Origin of the sequence: Leptothoe sp. ISB3NOV94-8A (assembly GCF_043421595.1) — a bacterium.
GTDB lineage: Bacteria > Cyanobacteriota > Cyanobacteriia > Phormidesmidales > Phormidesmidaceae > Leptothoe > Leptothoe turfae.
Genome location: NZ_JAXSQW010000001.1, coordinates 1,354,826 through 1,373,792, shown reverse-complemented (window position 1 = coordinate 1,373,792; position 18,967 = coordinate 1,354,826). Strand labels below are relative to the sequence as shown.

Sequence of the window (18,967 nt, the reverse complement as noted above, 5' to 3'; positions counted from 1 at the left end):
AAAACTACTTACAAAATTGACAAAAGAGTTATTAGTGTTTTTTGAAATTAACCAACAGCACCTGCTGCTCGATCAAAGTAGCTACTGAGTTCGGCCATCAAGGAGCTGCAATCGCCTTGGGTAATGCCAGCTCTATCATTTGCGATCGCAATCGCCGCTTCTTTCATCTTATTCACACCTTCTGCCACTGAAGCACCCGGTACACCCAAGGCTAAATAGGTCTCACGCAACCCATTCAAACACCGATCATCCAAGACACTGGCATCACCTATAAAAATTGCATAGGTAACATAGCGCAGAATGATTTCCATATCCCGTAAACAGGCCGCCATACGACGATGGGTATATGCATTCCCTCCGGGTGCAATCAGTTGGGGTTGCTCCTTGAACAGAGCCCGTGCTGCATTGGTAACAATGGCACTGGCATTACCTGTTAGCCGGTTAACCACATCCATGCGCTTACTTCCATCTGCAACGAGTTGAGTCAGCGCGTTAATTTGGGAATCGCCAATGTATTCACCTCGTGCATCGGCTTGGGCAATCACCTTGGTAAAAGCATCGAACATGGAAAAATCTCCTACTTAAAACAAGCATATACAAGTACTGAAGCTGTTAAGAAAAGCTTCAAATTTCACCAACAAGATGTTCTAGATAAGTCAGATTCAAATGAGTGAAACTAATTTCCTTCTATTTGAGTGAGGAGAGCAACGCCCCAGCAGGAAAAATGGAAGAACATCTTAATAGAGAAAAACATCAAAAACATATCCCCCAAGGCACATAGACTTTATCGTCAATAAATCCTTGTGGCACAATGATCTAGGAACTGTTGGAAGGCAGCCTAAACATTGCTGTATAAGGCATGGAATCAATATTGCCTCTAATCTATTGCCGATCAAGTCCACTGTGCTGTAAAACAAAAAAATATTTGCCAACAAACTTTGAGGGAAGAGAGCCTTGACCGTAATCAAGGCCCTGACTTTTGAACCAATTTGATTTAATCAATTTGATCGTGCAGAAGCTGTGCATGGTTTTGTATCTGAATGCTTACAATCCCCAAGCGCTTGTAGAATAAGCCTTTGAGTGATTGATGATAGGCTTATATACCTTATGAAGGTTTACATCCTGTTGTATTTTTCTCAGTTACAGCCATATCTCCGCAGTCAAACAACATAGTCCGCAGATATCGATCAGCCCATTCAGTCCCAAAAGCAGACTCTAAAATTCGTCTGGTTTTATCATTTTTTTGTTGTTGTAAACAATAACGATGTTGTCCTTCTACAACGATTGCTTTCTGCTTCATGGATTCAACAGGACTGGTCTGATTACTTAATTGACAATGAATTGATAAAAAATCACTTGCTTGAGTTAGAAATGACATTTCTTCTTGTTCATTTGTAGGGCTAACAAATAAACAAAACTCAGAAAAAATATCCCCCCAAGTTGGTAGCTTCCTCGGTTTGACAAACCGAGGACTAGAGAGGTTTGTCAAAGCTTTGTGATACTTGATAGGTAAACCTTGGACAGCAGAAACAGGAGATAAGTCGACAATTGCAGCACTAATTTGTCCTCGACCCGCTACAATATCCACTCCAAAAATGGGTAAGGGAAAGTTGGTGCGTGGAAACATGACGCAATGCAGAATATCCAAATGTTGACCCACTTTGGCAAGCTCTAAATGAATTTTGCGAAACTGTACTGTTTGATAACAGTGGTTTTCAATGGTCAGTCTCTCACCTTCAAGGCTCCCTTCTATATAGCCTAAATCTTTGGGTATCTGATAAGGATAGAGTACAAACTGATTTTGCCAGGTTGCTTCAATGGTCTTGGCTAATTGAGCAATTAAAGGATGCTGGTGTTGACATAGGGAGTTATAACAAGCTTGCTTCATGATTGTACGTAAGTCACTGCGAAATCTTTAGGGCAAGGGTTGCTTTAGAGCAAGGGTTGCTTTAGAGCAAGGGTTGCCATTCTGTGTGTAATCACAATCGCCAATGCGTTGTCCTGTCGCATTGTTTAATTTTTTGAGTACACGGGAGAGTAAAAACCGATGGGTTGAGTATTGCAAAGGTATCTTTCTACCATGCCGTACCACTGTGCAGCCTTTGTGCACATCCAAGATTGCATAGACGAATATCTATCGCTAAATATGATGATTATTCTAAGGCTAACGCTATATTTTCTTGATTACACCAAGCGTGATAACGTCTTAATCGATTCAGGATACGGAACACTAAGTTCTGTCCCTGGGTTAATTTAGTGATGTAGTCATCTGCCCCAACAGCAAACGCTTTAGATTGGCTATCTTGATCCCCATGGACGCTCAAAAAAATGATGGGTATATGCTGCCAGTCAGGATGACTACGAAGCACTTTGCAAAGATCAAACCCATTAATTCCAGGCATCTCAATATCTAGAACAATGATATCGGGTATGACCTGGTTAAAGATTGTCCAAAAGCGCTGTGCATTTGCTAAAGGCGTAATTTGCAAATGCCAGGGTTGTAACAATTCCATCATCTGTTGTAAGTAATGACTGTCGTCATCGACTAACATGATTTTGCTGTGACGGTATCTCAGGTATGTTGCCTGATCAATAGCCTCTAGTACTTCTGCAGGACTCACTGGATACTCTAGTACTTTGGTAGCTCCTCGACGAGTTAAATCCAGGCGATTACTAAAATCTGCTTGAGGAGTGATTAATACCATGGGCAGCTGAGGCCAGTGAGTATTCAATTGGGTGCTCAATTGTAATAGCAGTTTTGAGTTAGATTCAGCCAGTACAAGATCGGTATCGCTACTAACCAGGTTGATGAGTACCAGGTCTGGAAGCTCGGTGACAACATCAAGGTTAGGGGTTTTAGAGTCATTTAGGCCTAAAACTTGAGATGCCATTTCAGTGGAGGTGGCCACATCTATGCCTAGGCCCTGGGCTACGGCCAACGCCATCAGTTGCTGAATATAAGAAGCTTCATTGACATCTACTATGAGAATTTTGGGCAAATGAGGGGCGTTTTCTGTCCAGGAAACTAGCTGTGGTGGATTGTCCAATGTATGGCCTAAGGTGGTCACCAATGCCTGAAATTGTTTTACCTGTGTCGGTGATAAGGTCGACACTGCGTCCAGGAGTTGCTCTATCTTTACAGCTAAGCGATGGCTCTCGATCAATCCAAAAATCCCCAAGGTCCCTGCTAGACTATGGGCCATTTGTTTGGCCTGTAGCTGCTGTTGCTCATTGATGTCTTGTTCTTTGAGAGTTTGTGACAAATGTGCTAAGTAATGCCAACGTCTAATGCTTTCATCTTTGTGAGTTTGCCAGGTTTGAGTCAGACCTTGCAAATACTGAGCCTGACGTTCAGATGAAATTGTTTTCGATAGTTTTTGGTGGTGAAGGGATGTTAATGGTGATGTCCCGAGGCGATATCCCAACCCTCGTACGGTTTCAATTACGTCAGCTGAAATTCCAGCCGTCTTAAGTTTTTGCCGTAGTCCCCGAATATGCGATCGCACAGTCGCTTCACTGGGAAATTCATCAGAAGACCAGATCTGATCCAATAGTGCAGATGTGCTAAAAACCTGATGGCCATGACGTAAGAAAAATTCTAGCAGAGCATACTCTTTAGCCGTCAGTTTGATGGGATGCCCCTGATAGGTGACATTACAGCTGGCTGGGTCAAGACAAAGGTCTCCCCATCCCCAAACGGGTTGTGGTTCAGCAGACGTACGTCGTACCAGTACGCGAATACGCACTAACAATTCTTTGATATCAAAGGGTTTGACTAAATAATCATCGGCACCAGCCTCCAACCCTTTGATTTTGTCGACTTGTTGATTTCTAGACGACAACAGTAAAATAGGCACACCGTATCCTTCACGGCGCAACCGTTGACAGAGTTGCATTCCATCCAGGTGAGGCAATCCCCAATCTAATAAAATCAGGTCATAGTTAAAGGTAGACGCATAGGACCACCCCATTTCGCCATCAGCCACCCGGTCAACAATATAGTTTTGTACTGTTAACTGCTGGATGAGAACTTCAGAAATTGCGTTGTCGTCGTCTACCAATAAGATTTTCATTAAATCCCCCTAGAGTTGCCACCCTATCAACTTGGCTATTTGACTGGCCAATGATAAAGGGTTAAAAGGTTTAGTAATAACCCCAGTCACCCCAATCTTTTGAAATAAGCGTTTTTCTGCTGTTCCAGTTTTAGCCGTCAACAAAATAACTGGAATATCTCTGGTCTGAAGATTATTATGTAACTTTTCAAAGGTACTAATGCCATCTACGTCAGGCATCATTACATCCAGTAGAATGGCATCTGGCTGGCGTGTTTCAGCCAGATGAATTCCTTCCTTTCCCGAAGATGCACAAATAATTTGCCAATTAGCTTCCATCTTTAAGCTGAGCCTAACCACCTTCTGAATAGGCTCTTCATCATCAATCACCAGTATCAGTTTGGATTTCATAATGTTTTTAATACCTGATCCTTGGAAAGCGGAACAGTAAAATAAAAGCTGCTACCAATTCCTATCTGGCTTTCGGCCCAAATTGTGCCGCCATGTTGTTCGATAATCTTACGACAGATCGCTAATCCTAGACCTGTTCCTCCCTTCTTACGAGAATCAGAAGAATCAACCTGTTGAAATCGTTCAAATATACTCTCTAGGTTATCGGAAGGAATGCCCTGTCCATGATCTCTCACACAGAAAAGTGCTGCCTCTAAATCAGATAATGAAGGTTTGGTAGAGCCATTAGGTAATTGTGGAGCAATAGAGTGTGATTGCAGGCTTAAGAGAATTGTTTTATTAGGAGCTGAAAACTTAATGGCATTTCCAATGAGATTGGTTAGAGTTTGCACAATATAGTCTGGGTCAGCCCAAATTAAGAGTGGTTCCAGCAGGGTATGGATCTCAATATCATGTTGTTGAGCTATGGGCTGCATGGCCTCAACCGCTTGCTCTGCTAAATCAGCAGCATTACATGTGCAATTATCCATAGTGACTTCACCGGATTCTATCCGCTGTAGATCCAGGACATTGTTGACTAAACGTACAAGTCTATCAGTACTTTCATCCGCCACCGCCAGCATTTGTTGACCTTCTTCTGATAAATGCCCTAAACGCCCTGTAGCAATCAGCTTTAATGAGCCATGCAGTGATGTTAAAGGAGTCCTTAATTCATGGCTAACAACAGCAATAAATTCATCTTTCATTCGTTCAATGGCTTTGCGATCGCTAATATCCGTGGTCAGTGAAAAGAAACCATTGATTATGGCTTGCCCCTGTTCCGTAAGTTCCAGATGAGGAATATAGCTGACACTCATCGAGTGGATATAGCCATCTTTAAAGATAAGTTCACTCTCATAGGTCACCTGGTTACCACTTAAAGCCGCTTCAATATGAGGACGAATTGTCTCATAATAGTCAGGATCCTTAAAAGCTTTGATGGGATTACCATAGAGGTCTGTAGGATCTTGACCTAGCCAGGAATTATAAGCCTGATTGTTAAATCGATAACATTGTTGAGCATCAACATAGGCAATGAGAACTGGCAAATTATTCGTAATCAGACGTATTTGTTCTTCACTTTGTCGCAGTGCTATTTCAATCTGCTTCCGTTCTTGAATTTCTTGGTACAGGGCTTTGTTGGTTTCAGTCAACTCTGCGGTGCGTAATTTGACCCGTTCTTCTAAATACTCCAGCATCTGCCCCTGGGAAAGCGCAATACTAATCTGAGCGGCGAGCTGCTGCATTAACTCTAATTCAAAGTCTGTCCACCGCCGTGGACTTTCGCATTGATGGGCAATGAGCAGCCCCCACAAGTCTTGGTGATTAGACTTATCAACTTTTGTTTGCTTAGGAGTCAGGGGATACACAATTGGAACAATCAACTTAGACTTAATGTCCCACCGCTCAGTAAATTCAACTAAACATTCAGCAACACCAGCCTCGGGGTCATGAACATCGGTAATAGCATGTACACGTCCTTTCGCATAGAGTTGTTGATAATCGGTTGGAAATACCTCTTCAGGAAAGGTCATCCCTAAAACGGCTGGATAGGAGTCCTTAACCGCCTCACTCGTTGCCTTACCCGTACCATCGGGCAAAACTTTATAGATTAAGACTCGGTCAGCATTCAGTAGTTTTTGAACTTCCTCAACGCTTGTCTGTAAGATTTCTTTGAGTTGTAATGACTGCCGAATTTTGAGGGTAATGTCTGCAAAAATCTGGGCCCGTTGATGCTTCCGCTTAAGAATGACTTCAGTATTCTGATAATTTGAAGCCATTAGCAGGCGCTTGTGAGAAATGACGCCCTTTAATCCACTCTGCTCATCCAACACGGGAAGATAGCTAATCTGATGACACTCAAATTGCTCTAGCAGTGATTCTATGGTGGATAATTCAGATGACACAACTGTTATCACAGGCCGTGTCATCACCTTAGATAATCGTAGTCTGGCCCAGTCCGTTCTTTTCGCAATGAGTTTTAGGACATCTTGTCGAGTGACAATACCAACCACCTGAGCCCGACGTAACACAATAATACAGCCAACTTCAGGATGAGTGGTAAATTTCGTTAATGCTCTTGGCAGCGAAGTTTGACTGGAAGCAGTCAATGGTTGAGCATCCATGACCTCTTTCCAGGAAGAAAATTCACTTACGCTAACGTCAAGCACCATCAGCGATAAACTCAATTGCGCTACTTACCAATTTATTAGGTATTTGACAGTTTTTTAATGATTGTTTAGTTTTTTTAAGTTTCAAGTAATTGTTCAAATTATCATTAGCAAAAAAATATTGCTGGTAGGGAAGTAATCACTTTCCTGCCAGCAATAGTCTGCTTGACCCTGGCCAGAGCTACATTGTCCCCGCAAGAGACTATGAGTTCTAACCTTGACGTAGTTTAGAGTTCTATGATGCTTGCGATTTTTCCCCTCTGACGCTGTACCCGTTGCATATGGGGGGTTAACTCTTCATAGGGAATAATGACAGCTTTGTTGACCCGTCGGACTTTAGGGTAGCCTGGGCCACTGATCGCAGCGACCTCAACCCGAAAAAGCCGACCAGACCCAAAAGCTTTGGAGCCACCAAATGTGCTAACGGATGCGTCTCCTTTAAGCGCAGGTATAAAGGCGATACTACCTGCGCTACTTAAAGGAGGCTGAACTACTGTAGCTGTGTTCCGTGCAAGATCTTTGACAAGTTGGGGGGCATTTCCAGTAAATTGAGCTTTGTCGCTACTGGCATAGCCACGATAAAGCTGAAAAAGACGGGAAAACCCTACGGAACGTTGCCCCACCCCCGTGGTCACCAAGTCCCGATAGTAGGGCACAATAGTCTCTCCAAAGTAGGTTTGATACTCAGCTGAGTCAATGTAAGCATCAATATCTGCTTCAAAGCCTTTAGATTCATACAAATCCATGTGTTCTACAATTTCAGCTTGATCATAGGGCGCTCGACCTAGCAGATGCTTATAGTTCAGCTCAATTGTCCGACTTTGAAAGGTGCTGTAGAAAAACTTTTGTTTGTACAGGTCTGATTTCGCCACTTGTCGTACAAATTCCTGTACGGTGATTTTATGATTGCGCAACAATGATTCCGCAATAACTAGCCGCTCAGACGACAGCAGATGAGGATTGCCCAAGACCTGCTGATACACGGCCAGAATAATCGCTTCAACGTCTTTTGCTGTGGTATTAGGTCGTAGTTCTAATGTGGCAGCATCACTAAACGCGGATGTCCCTAGACGAGAGGCTGCTGTTGTAATAGCCATCAGACATTTTCCTTTATTTCACAGAACTAAACAGCAGTTACACTCAGTACCTTATTGCCGGAACGATTTAACTGTTGTAGCTTGGTCGTTAACTGGTCATAGGAAACCAGTACCTCTGTCACACTTTGTCTAACAACAGGAGAACGCGTTGACGCTGCCCGGACCACTCGCAGTTGATAGACATCACCACGAGCCCCTCCTAAGGGGCCAGATAAAGCCACACGCTTAGACGCACTCAGCGGAGCCGGTAAGTTTTTAGCGACGGCTACGGTCAATTGAGGTTGTTTTTGCCCTTGTGCCCGATCGCTATTAGCATAGCCACCATAAAGTTGTAACAAACGGCTAAAGCCAACTGTCCGTTGACCCGGATGATCGGTTTTAAAATCTCTGTGGTAAGGAACAATATTGTCCCCAAAACTATTCTCATACTCTATAGAGCTGATGTAAGCGTCAATCTCAGCTTCGTATCCTTTGGTCAAAAAGAGATCTAAATGATAGGCAATTTCAGTTTGATCATAGGGCGCTCGACCTAGCAGATGCTTATAGTTCAGCTCGATAAAGCGAACATGAAAGTTGGGATATAAAAACTTCTGACGATAGAGATCTGACTCTGCAATTGCCCGGATAAAGTCTCGAACTGAGATGATGCCCTGAGCTAGAAGGGACTCTGGTTCTTCTAACCTATCGTTCTCCATAAGATGCTCATTGCCAAGCACCTGTCGATAGGCTGCTGAAATAACAGCTTGGACATCATTTCGGGTCCAATTGGGTCTCAATTCAACAGGGTTAGCCTCATCAAAGGGTTTAATTCCCAATCTCCCAGCTTCTTGCAAACCAGCCATCTTTTTACCTAACGTCACTACTTAATAAACAAGCCTTGCCATGGATTTTTAATGCTATAGCTCCCACCGTTGTCTAAAATGTCAAAAAATAACGTCGCTAATTCTCTAATCCTCTAATCTGAAAATGCGGTAAATTCTAGTGATTACAGATTCATCTCATAAATCAGCGACGTTAATACAGTCGGACTATGGATTTGAAAGGACCATGACCTCTGAGCGATTACTGGCCTCTAGAGAGCGTTGATAATGTAATCAATGTAGGAATTGAGCTCCAGACCAGGGTCTCCCGTTAAACCATGGTTGGCCTTAATATATTTGAGTGCCTCAGCGTACCAGCTTGGAACTAGCTCGAAACTACTGTGCATTTCAGCCAAGCCTGCCAGTAAATAGTCATCAGCTGGCCCCGTGCCACCTGCAATCAGACAGTATTGAATAATCCGTACATAGTAGCCGATGTCGCGCAAGCACTTGGCTTGACCACGGGTATCAAAGGCATAGTTGCTGCCTTGCATAGTCTTTGTATAGGGAAAGACCTGATAAACTGCATTCGCAGCACCTTCAGCCAATTGTTGTGCCTTAATACCGAGTTCCCTGGCTGCTTCTAAATCGGCTGTTGCTAAGCGTAAACGGCCAAAGGCAATTTGAAGTTCAACATTGCCCAAATAACGGCCTTGGGAGTCAGCAGCTACAACGGCTTCTGTTAATTGTGTTTTCATTGGTATGATTTTTTACTCGTGTTTTAGCAGGGATGATTGAGGAAAGCATTGATTAGAACAAGTTGCTTAAAGGAATAGCTTGTTCAGAGATTATTTGACGTTGTTGTTCAGGGCTAAGGCCAAATTAGCTGACAGCAGCAGCAGCTCGATCAAAGTAGCTAGCCAGTTCAGCCATCAGGGTACTACAATCACCAGGTTGGATGTTGTTGCGGTCATTTGCGATCGCAATCGCTGCATCTTTCATCTTGAGAATACTAGTCGCCATCGAAGAGCTAGGCACACCTAACGCTAAATAGGTTTCGCGCAAACCATTCAAGCAACGATCATCTAAGACACTGGTATCCCCTAGAAATACTGCATAGGTGATATAGCGAAGAATAATATCCATATCACGTAAACAAGCCGAAACTCGGCGATTTGTGTAAGCATTACCACCGGGAGCAATTAATTGAGGCTGCTCTTCAAATAATGCTCGTGCAGCATTAGTGACAATTGCAGAGGCGTTGCCCGTAATGCGATTCACAACATCAGTGCGCTTTGCCCCATCCTTAACGACAGCCAATAGAGCATCAATCTGATCAGGACCCACTAACTGACCCCGATTATCAGCCTGCGACACAACCTTCGTAAAGGCATCTAACATTGATTCAATCTCCTAATTTTTTCTTGTCCACTGAGTTAGGTGCTGAAGCCTGACTTCGCCAATGCCAGCTAACGTCTGCTTGAGTAGTCTAGAAAGATCGCTGACTAACCTCCCTGATGCCACAAAACCGTCTAAGAGTAGAGGCAGTGAACAAACTAAACTGTCAGGGTTCTCTACAGGACTCTTTCACAAGAACCTGATGAGATTTGGTATTAGCTTTATCAACGATAGAGTAGCAGTGTAAGAATCTGAATCTTTCAATACCTGATCTTAAGGGTTTACAAGCTCAAGATTCTAATTCTTGTAAGCTAATCTTATGTCACCCATTAGACCAAGGAAATTGTGCAGGAATTGTGCAGCCCCTAAGAAAGAATATGAAATAAAAGACACTTGAAATAGAAAAATATAGCTTGCCTAAGCTATTCATGGCAGGTTTTTAAGAGTTACTCTAGGCAAAATAAGAGTCAAAAATATTTAGTGATCTTCCCATGTTTGAGATTAAGGTCTGTAACATTTTTTTGATCCATTCAAGATTTGACGAGTTGTTGCCTTTTATAATTCACTGTGAGTTGATATGTTTTGGTTTTTCAAAATCTATAAGAGTGAAGACTTGAAAAAATATGACTATTCCTCTATTGGCTTATTCTCCTTCCTGTCCTAACCAGCGCGTTGATCCACTCGGTGCTCCAGATGACGAAACAATTATCTATTCAACCGATGATTTATTCTCGCCAACAGAAATGGGGGCTCTTATCGATGCAGCCTATCGACAAATCTTCTTTCACGCTTTTAGGTGGGATCGTGAAATTGCCCTAGAATCTCAGCTGCGCAATAGACAAATTACAGTGCGGGATTTTATTCGGGGATTGCTGTTGTCCAATACCTTTATCGATAGTTTCTACAGTAAGAACAGCAACTATCGCTTTGTCAAACACTGCATTGAAAGGGTTTTGGGACGTCGAGTCTATAGTGAAGCGGAGCAAATTGCCTGGTCGGCAGTGGTTATGAGCAAAGGGCTCCAGGGCTTTATTGCTGAGTTAATAAATAGTCATGAATATCTTGAAAACTTTGGCGAAAATGTTGTGCCTTATCATCGTCGTCGAGTTTTGCCTAGTCGTACTATAGGTGAAGTTCCCTTTAATATTGCTTCTCCTCGCTACGATGCTTACCATCGTGATCAATTAGGTTTTCCACAGCCAATCTGGCAAGAGGCGGTGCGTACTTTCCGCTCCTATGAGCTACAACCTAAGGTTGGAGATCCGGCTTTATTTCTCGATATGGCAAAGGGCTTTACTTCCCAAGCGTGCCAACCAAGTATTACATCTACCGATAGCATTGATATTGATGCCACTGTCCCTTATCGAGACAACAATGATATAACATCATCCCCATCATACAGATGGTAGCTGAGAAAATCTGACAACAAAAGGTTCGGGCTGTTGTCTTTGGGAGGTTAGCTAGGGTGCACCAATGAATGTCTTTCGGTGTAACTCTGAATGATGTTTATGTTAAATGCTTTGTGGTTCTGTCAAGTCATTACAGATATCTTGAATTAAACGTCGTAACCACTGGTGTCCAGCATCATTGTCATGGCGAGGATGCCACACCATGTGCATGGGAAACTGTCCAAAGTCAGTGGGTGGTGCAAATACACGATATTGAGGATTGCCTACATAATGTTGGGCAATGCGTTTGGGCAGTGTGGCACAGTAATCTGTTTTGGCAATGATGGGGGCAACTGCTAGAAAATGAGAAACTGCGATCGCAACCTTACGCTGAATCGATTGCTGTTTAAGCATAGTAAACACCCCATTTTCTAGTCGGCTAGGAGATGCAACAATCACATGCTTCATGGTTTCATAGGCGTCTATGGTCAGCATATCTCCGACACAAGAATTTTCAGCCCGCACAACACAGGCAAATTCGTCCTTCAAAATGGTTTGACACATCACTTGTTCAGGAGGGTGGTCAAACTGACTGAGGGCCAATTCAGTGACTCCGCCATTGGGTTTAGCTGCCGCTAAATCAGCTCCTATGGGCACTAGCGTTAACCGTACCTGTGGAGCTTGCTGGTGAACCATTTGAGCTAAACGAGGAATCAACACAGATTCAAAATAGGGATTTGCAGCAACATGAAATCTTCGCACACTTGTTTTTGGTGCAAAGATAGGTTCTCTTTGAACAACAGCATCTAAATCTTCCAGGGCTTTTTGCACAATGGGGGCAATGGCCTCAGCCTTTTTTGTCGGCACAATCCCATACCGAGTGCGGGTAAAGAGCGGATCGTCAAACAAACGCCGTAATTTTGCGAGTGAACCGCTGACCGCAGGCTGCGTCACACCTAATCGCTGACTGGCAGCTGTCACGCTTCGCTCCGTCATCAATGCCGAAAAGGTTCTGAGGAGGTTGAGGTCATAGTTCATCTTAGATATCACTCCCAGCGATATCTAAACTATAGCTTGGTGTACATAGTTCACAACATCAGTGATTGCTGAAAGCCATAAATAGTGGCAGCTATGTGCCCAGAAAGCGACTGCATGTAAGCAGCAGTTTACTAAGCTAGAAATTAATATTTGCTATATTACAGACGAACCACCAATTAACTGATGGAGGAACAGAACACTGGCACAGGATAATCTAGCTAACAGTTAGTAGAGACAGTGCATATTTGTATACTGGCCAGGCGATAGCATTAAACGACCTGAGGATCCTAAGGACCAGGAGATGGTTCAAGTGTGTCGAAATCCATCGCGTTGCACCCAGGCGAACAGATTTAAAGTTTATTTTGGAGGCTCGGTGACTGAATAATGCATGGCTGTTATCATCTAACACCGGGCAAAGATTTTGACGTTTCTTTTGAAGGATTTAGAGGAATCAGCTGTTTCGAGTCTTCCTATGAAATTACTTTAGTGGAGGCATCCTTCCAGCGGACAATCGATACTTTATTTGAAATAATAAATTCGAGACTGCACCTTAGGGATTGCTACAACAGAACTATTCTTCCAAGCTCAAAAAATGCCTTTGTAGTATTTAAACTAGTGGATCATAACTGGATTTATATCAGTGAATTAGCACCACAGATAATTTTTTCGGCACTAGATCTCTGTAGGCTTTCAGAATTAGGTAGTTGCAAAGTTATACATTTTGAGAATGGAAGCAGTGATGGAACAGTCAATCTATCTTTATTTAACTCAGGTATATTAGCTGAGCAATTGGAGTTCGTAGGCTCAAAAATCAGAGGTTATGAGGGTAGTGCTGACGACAATATTGATTCATTGCTAGATCGGCTACAACAAGCAGGAGAACCTATCATCACTGACCACTATTACCGATGTATTAACACCAAGCAGGAACTGGATTCAGTACAAGTTGTTTTTGATGCAGCCGGTATGGCGTCTGCTTCCTTAAAAATGCAGGGCGCATTTGCACCTTGTATTACCTGGGACAGACTGCAAACATCTCAAGAATTGAAGATTGCCATAAAAAACTTAGATGACCAAAAAATACAAAGACTCGATTATGTGGAAGTTAATGAAGCAAGGAATTAGTATTTAGTTAAGCTTTTTTCGTTGTATACCGCTTTTTATAGTTCTAGTTCCCAAAATTCTTGATCAAAATTTTGGCCATACTTTCTAATATTTTTCTTACTGCTCATTAAATTAAAGCCAAGAGTTTTATATAGTTTGCGAGCAGCGTTCAGACAGCTGTAGGTTTCCAAGCGTAATGTCTTGAAATTATGCTTGCGAGAGTGATTGATGATGGCATGCATCATGGTCCTGGCAATGCCCTGCCCCCTAAACTCATGGACTACCAGAACAAAATTCACAAATGCCGTTTTCTCTGATTCTTTTGAAACTGCTATGGAACCTGCTCGATGCCCCTGAAAATAGGGAATTAAGAAGAGATCAAAACCACTGGCATTATCGAAAAACAATACTATTTTTCGAGCAATGTCGATTTCAAATTGTGGCTCTAATTGAAAATCTTGAGCATAAATTTTTCCGTGCATTGAAATGACCCAGCCAATATCACCAGGTGTGGGTTTTCTGAGTACTATGTCCATCTAGCATTTTGAACAATAAGCCAATAATTTTTACCTTTCAGTGGTTGTTTCTAACAACTGAATGATATTCGACCATCCTAGGGAGCGCGCATAGTCAAGTGGTGTCCAGCCCCGATTGCAACAGGTGGTCTGACTGGCTCCCTGTTTTAACAGGACCTTGACGGATTCTATACGACCATGGAGTGATTCTAAGTGTAGCAATGTCTGACCAGTGTCAAATATTGCCCTGACAACATCTGGATTCTTCGCAATTTCCTCTGCTATTAGGTTGGCGATCGTCCCCTCAAATTCGTCATTCCGCTCAGGGATAAACACCGTATCTGGCTCTGGAAAGTCCAACCCCCAGGCCTGATCATATTCTTGACGTTCTACCGCCTCCATCCGCCCCCTGGTTACCTGTACAGTGTGGCCCCCATAGACCTTGCCTTCTAACACACAGAGCCAATCACTAAGATCGGTCAGCGGGCACCGGACCTCATCACCTTCGACCCAGGACGTGAGGTGGCTAGGTGTGTTGAGCAAAATGCCATAGATATCAATGCCGTCAAAGTTGATTTGATCAATCCACATATGCTCGACCGGTGCCTGTGGGTTAGCGGCATCATCAGAAAATGGAGCCTTAACACAAGCCAACTCCAGGGCAGGAATAATTCTGTTGAAGTCCAGAGCTACTTGATTCCAGAAATATCGAAACGTTTCCCTAGCCTGTTGTGATGCTTGTAGTAACTCCGGATCATCATCTTTATGAAAAATAACAGGATCGTCTTTGCTCATGACTGCCTCGTTTTTTATGGGTCAATGCAGTTCTATGCACAATGCCAACATACCTTACCCCCTTGCACCTGACGCGATGTCAGGTTTTAGCATGCAGACATCAACCGCAGCCCTAAGGAGCTGAGATGACGAGCCAAATGAAAATTGGTGAACTTGCCAAGCAAACTGGACTCTCGATCCGGACGTTACACTATTACGACCAGGTAGGGTTGCTGTCACCGTCTCAGCGCACCAAGGCAGGACATCGCCTCTACAGTGAGCGGGATATCATCCGGCTTCAGCAGATTGTATCACTCAGGCAGCTGGGCTTTACATTGTCAGAAATCCGTGACTGTCTAGATAGTCCTGATTATGCCTTACCTCAGGTGATTGATCTGCATCTGGCGCGCCTGCGGGAGCAGATGGCGCTGTCGCGGACATTAGTGCAGCGGTTGAGTGCGATCGCAACTGATCTTAAAACCACGAAATCTGTTGCGGTTGAAAACCTGATGGAAGCAATGGAGACCATTTCAATGTCTGAACAATATTTTACTCCCCAGCAGCAAGCTGTGCTCGCCGACCGTTTTCAGGAGCATCAAACAGAGTGGCAAGAAATGCTGAGCTTAGCCCGTTCTGAAATGACCCAAGGTAGTGATCTCAAAGGCATCAAGGTAAAAGCCTTGGCCAACTATTGGCAAGGCATTATGAACTCCCTAATTTGTGGTGATGAACAAATTTATGAGTCGTTTGCGAAAATATACCAGCAAGAAGGTGCCGCCGCCGCCAATTGGGGCACGATGGATGAGGCAACGTTTGACTATATTCTCAAAGCCATTGCCTTCTCTTCTTTAGCTGAAGATATTGAGCTGCACATATCGGCAAAAAACTATACCCCTGAAGCGATTAATGTCATTACGTTAGGACAAGAAATTGCCCGTCAGCTAAACCTGGGTGTCTTTGGCACAGAGACCATGTTGTTGGGATTGTTGGCTGAAGGGACCAGCCCAGCCGCAAACGCCTTATCCGCTGCCGCCGTCACGTTTGATGATGCCCAACGCCATATTGTGGCCTTACTGGGAGCCCGTCCTGAACCACCGGTCGACATTCCTCCCCCCCCGTCGCTACCGTTTGCCCCGAGGGTGAAACGGGTGTTAGAACTAGCCCGAGAGACCGTCAATGTGCTTGGACAGACTCATGTCGCCCCAGAACATTTGCTCGTTGGCATGCTAGAAGAAACTGAAGAAGTGGAATTAGCGGGCCATTTAGCCGGTTTGGCAGCCCGTGTGTTGAGAGAGAAATTTGGTATAAACCTTGATCGTCTGATGCAACAGTTAAAGGCTAGCTAAACATACAGAAACACAGATTTCGTCATTAGCTAATTTGGACCATCCCCATAGCAAAAATCCTAGGGAGCGCAAAAACTATCAAGCGTGAGCTTATAGACGTGACTAGGATTAGAAAAGACGCCAATGGAGTTTAGATGAACGTAGTACACAAGGGACTTTGGTACATTGAAAGCCACTTCCGTAATTCCGTAGGCCTGGAGGATGTGGCCAGAGCTAGCCACGTATCCAAGTTCCATCTCACCCGCGCATTCTCAGAAGTTATGGGAATGTCGCTGATGAAATACGTTCGTCGTCGTCGTTTGACAGAAGCGGCCAAGGTGTTAGCTGGGGGAGCGCCGGATATTCTCTCAGTTGCCCTTGACCACGGCTACAGTTCCCACGAAGCCTTCTCACGTGCCTTTAAGGAAGAGTTTCATCTCACACCTGAGGTGGTGCGATCGCAAGGGAACCTGAACAACTTATCACTGATGGAGCCAATTGCTATGACTACAACACCACTCCCTAAACTCAGTACGCCACGAATCGAGACTCTGGCCAACAAACGCTTGTTTGGCATTGTAGAACGGTACGATTGCGAATCGGCAGCTGGGATTCCAAATCAATGGCAACGATTTGTCCCGTATCTCGACAGCATGCCTAAAAAATTGGGCAGCGCTGCCTATGGTGTGTGCTACAACTACGACGATGACGGGGTGTTTGATTACCTGTGCGGTGTCGAAGTGCAAACAGATAATGGCTTACCGTTTGGGTTGGTGCAGTTGAATTTACCAGCCCAAAAGTATGCCGTGTTTAGCCACAATGGCCATATCTCAGAGATTCGGTCGGTAATTTCTGCCATTTGGAGTGATGGCCTACTGCAATCTGGGTATGAAGCCGCAGCAGGACCGATGTTAGAGAAATATGACGAGACATTTAACTCCGAAACAGGGCTAGGTGGCTTCGAGATTTGGGTTTCGATCAAATGATCGGTTGTATTTGCTTGCTACTTTGATTGGGTAGCTTAAGTAGAAATAGGCTATGGGCTTAAGTGCTTGAGTGAAGAGCCTTGGGCCCATGGCCTATTGTGTTCCGAGGGAAATATCCAGCATTGCTCTCTCGGCATGCCGCACAGGTATATTTTTACTACGAGTTATTACTGATATGCTTGACCATTTCTTCATATAAAAGCCGACATTATTTATCTCTTTCATACAGTCTATTCATTAGTCTATGGGTAATTGAGTGCTTATTGTTATTCCCGCTCTAACTAAATCAGTTTTCCAGCACTGGCTAGATTGCTTATGCGCTGATTATCGCCAGAAGGCTGACTATGCAAGTCATCTAGCTTGTAGTAGTACATAGCTTTTAGCTGTCGCTGTATTTAGATTTCAAGAGAGAGCGTTACGCGTATAGCTAAGGATATGCTCTCAAACCCAGATCCATAAATCAGACAATTTGATTGATATCAAGGCAATCCTTTGAAACCTGTATCCGGTTAAAATAAAGATGCTAAGACTGACAACTGTTCAAACTCTCTTCAAACGTTCAACATCAAGCATCAAACCTATCTCTAGAAAATTGATGCTAGTTTTCGCATTCAGTCTGCCGCTAATCTTCAATCAAGCAACCGAAACGGTAGGGCAAACTGAAACGGTAGAACAATCAGTTGAGACGCATACGTTCAGTAGCTTTTTAGATTGGTGTGCCAATCGAGATAACCTTGAAGAATCAGCTCGCATGACGGTCGATAGGCTGTTGCTGTTGACCGAAACGTCTGACTGCAATCAAGCGAATGAACGTCTCTTAACCCGAACTCACTTGAGTTTACCGGGCAACCAAGGGTTTAATGGCAGCCCGGCAAGTCCTACGACTAGTGCAATTTCAAACCTTGAGCCGTTGCGATCGCTAACGCATCTCACCAGCCTTGACCTGTCGTACAACAAAATATCAGATTTGAGTCCGCTACAGTCCTTAACTAATTTGAGAGCCATCAGGCTATGGTACACCCCTGTTGCCGATCTCGCACCTCTACAGACGTTAACAAATCTCACTATCCTTGAGCTGATCGGCACTGAGCAGGTTACTGATATTAGCCCCCTCAGTTCACTGACTCAGCTTTCCCGTTTAGCCATTAGCGATAGTCAGGTTACTGACATTAGTGCAGTGCGCTCACTCACTCAGCTGGAAACCTTACAAATTGCCAACAATCAAATTACCGACATTACCCCCTTAAGCGCCCTGAGCAACTTAAAGGAACTCACAATGAGCAACAACCAAGTCACTGATATGAGTCCGCTGCAATCGTTGACTAACTTAGAATTCGCCTATCTGTGTCGCAATCCCATTGATAACATTGACGTCTTACGCCCTTTGGCCGATAGAACAGAAATTCTGTTTGGAGCACTCTGTCCAGCATTTGATATTTGAATTTTGGCCCTACCGTTGCTTGGTGAACATGTCTTGTCAATCTCGACGATGACAACCGCTTTATTGAGATATCCGGTGAAGGTCATTTTCATCACTATTCAGCTTTGGGAACATAACCATGAGGCAGCAATATTGGGTCTTTATCAGTTCGGTGGTAACTTTGCTAAGTCTGCGATCGATGCGGGGGCGTTTATTTGGGATGCCGTCAATGGGATGCGTAGCTTACAGGCTGTCTTTACAGATGAATTTGGCCTTGATTTAACGGGTTGGAAATTGGGCGCAGCGACTGGAATTTCTGATGATGGTTTAACCATTGTCGGCACTGGCATCAACCCAGAGGGAAATTTTGAGGGTTAGATAGCTGACCTCCACGGCGCGTCTTAAGGTGGTCCATTATCGACTGATATGGAGCGAAACAGAATTCCTGC

General features: G+C 43.9%; 18 protein-coding genes. 6 read left to right on the top strand and 12 right to left on the bottom strand.

Annotated features, from left to right (window positions below; genetic code table 11):
* Positions 1-47: 47 nt before the first annotated feature.
* From cpcB (SPB21_RS06015) to cpcB (SPB21_RS05975), 9 genes are all read right to left on the bottom strand, one after another.
* A complete protein-coding gene (gene cpcB / locus SPB21_RS06015; RefSeq protein WP_499865964.1) occupies positions 48-566 on the bottom strand; it encodes a C-phycocyanin subunit beta in 519 nt (172 codons plus the stop codon).
* A 539-nt stretch (positions 567-1,105) separates the two neighbouring features.
* Complete coding sequence (locus SPB21_RS06010; protein WP_499865963.1) at positions 1,106-1,888, bottom strand: phycocyanobilin:ferredoxin oxidoreductase; 783 nt, start codon at positions 1,886-1,888, stop codon at positions 1,106-1,108.
* A gap of 265 nt (positions 1,889-2,153) precedes the next feature.
* Positions 2,154-4,073, bottom strand: a complete 1,920-nt coding sequence (locus tag SPB21_RS06005; RefSeq protein WP_499865961.1) for a response regulator — start codon at positions 4,071-4,073, stop codon at positions 2,154-2,156.
* A gap of 9 nt (positions 4,074-4,082) precedes the next feature.
* The gene (locus SPB21_RS06000) at positions 4,083-4,463 is read right to left on the bottom strand and encodes a response regulator (protein WP_163698660.1); all 381 of its coding nucleotides are present in this window, start codon (positions 4,461-4,463) and stop codon (positions 4,083-4,085) included.
* Positions 4,460-6,676, bottom strand: a complete 2,217-nt coding sequence (locus SPB21_RS05995; RefSeq protein WP_499865959.1) for an ATP-binding protein — start codon at positions 6,674-6,676, stop codon at positions 4,460-4,462. Before SPB21_RS05995 ends, SPB21_RS06000 begins: the two co-directional genes overlap by 4 nt.
* Positions 6,677-6,900: 224 nt before the next feature.
* Complete coding sequence (locus SPB21_RS05990; RefSeq protein ID WP_499865957.1) at positions 6,901-7,770, bottom strand: phycobilisome rod-core linker polypeptide; 870 nt, start codon at positions 7,768-7,770, stop codon at positions 6,901-6,903.
* Between the two features lie 26 nt (positions 7,771-7,796).
* A complete protein-coding gene (locus tag SPB21_RS05985) occupies positions 7,797-8,612 on the bottom strand; it encodes a phycobilisome rod-core linker polypeptide (protein WP_163698656.1) in 816 nt (271 codons plus the stop codon).
* 230 nt (positions 8,613-8,842) lie between these two features.
* On the bottom strand, positions 8,843-9,328 hold the full coding sequence (locus SPB21_RS05980; protein ID WP_163698654.1) for a bilin-binding protein: 486 nt from the start codon (positions 9,326-9,328) through the stop codon (positions 8,843-8,845).
* Between the two features lie 124 nt (positions 9,329-9,452).
* Positions 9,453-9,971 (bottom strand): C-phycocyanin subunit beta, encoded by a 519-nt coding sequence (gene cpcB, locus SPB21_RS05975; protein WP_163698652.1) that lies wholly within the window; start codon positions 9,969-9,971, stop codon positions 9,453-9,455.
* 620 nt (positions 9,972-10,591) lie between these two features.
* Between cpcB (SPB21_RS05975) and SPB21_RS05970 the strand changes: the two genes are divergently transcribed.
* Positions 10,592-11,377, top strand: coding sequence for a phycobilisome rod-core linker polypeptide (locus SPB21_RS05970; protein WP_499865955.1), 786 nt, complete (start codon positions 10,592-10,594; stop codon positions 11,375-11,377).
* Between the two features lie 102 nt (positions 11,378-11,479).
* On the opposite strand, the gene SPB21_RS05965 is transcribed toward SPB21_RS05970, so the two are convergent.
* Positions 11,480-12,394 (bottom strand): LysR family transcriptional regulator, encoded by a 915-nt coding sequence (locus SPB21_RS05965; RefSeq protein WP_163698648.1) that lies wholly within the window; start codon positions 12,392-12,394, stop codon positions 11,480-11,482.
* Between the two features lie 384 nt (positions 12,395-12,778).
* Between SPB21_RS05965 and SPB21_RS05960 the strand changes: the two genes are divergently transcribed.
* The gene (locus SPB21_RS05960; RefSeq protein WP_499865953.1) at positions 12,779-13,519 is read left to right on the top strand and encodes a hypothetical protein; all 741 of its coding nucleotides are present in this window, start codon (positions 12,779-12,781) and stop codon (positions 13,517-13,519) included.
* Between the two features lie 35 nt (positions 13,520-13,554).
* On the opposite strand, the gene SPB21_RS05955 is transcribed toward SPB21_RS05960, so the two are convergent.
* Entirely contained in the window at positions 13,555-13,980 is a 426-nt protein-coding gene (locus tag SPB21_RS05955) for a GNAT family N-acetyltransferase (protein WP_499059495.1), read from the bottom strand.
* 84 nt (positions 13,981-14,064) lie between these two features.
* Positions 14,065-14,808, bottom strand: a complete 744-nt coding sequence (locus tag SPB21_RS05950) for a DUF2314 domain-containing protein (RefSeq protein WP_163668259.1) — start codon at positions 14,806-14,808, stop codon at positions 14,065-14,067.
* Positions 14,809-14,933: 125 nt separating this feature from the next.
* Here SPB21_RS05950 and SPB21_RS05945 point away from each other — a divergent pair, with 125 nt between their 5' ends.
* From SPB21_RS05945 to SPB21_RS05930, 4 genes are all read left to right on the top strand, one after another.
* Positions 14,934-16,133, top strand: coding sequence for a MerR family transcriptional regulator (locus tag SPB21_RS05945; RefSeq protein ID WP_499865952.1), 1,200 nt, complete (start codon positions 14,934-14,936; stop codon positions 16,131-16,133).
* 134 nt (positions 16,134-16,267) lie between these two features.
* On the top strand, positions 16,268-17,098 hold the full coding sequence (locus tag SPB21_RS05940; protein WP_499865950.1) for an AraC family transcriptional regulator: 831 nt from the start codon (positions 16,268-16,270) through the stop codon (positions 17,096-17,098).
* Between the two features lie 595 nt (positions 17,099-17,693).
* Positions 17,694-18,539, top strand: a complete 846-nt coding sequence (locus SPB21_RS05935) for a leucine-rich repeat domain-containing protein (protein ID WP_499865949.1) — start codon at positions 17,694-17,696, stop codon at positions 18,537-18,539.
* Between the two features lie 48 nt (positions 18,540-18,587).
* Complete coding sequence (locus SPB21_RS05930) at positions 18,588-18,896, top strand: hypothetical protein (protein WP_499865948.1); 309 nt, start codon at positions 18,588-18,590, stop codon at positions 18,894-18,896.
* Positions 18,897-18,967: the final 71 nt, after the last annotated feature.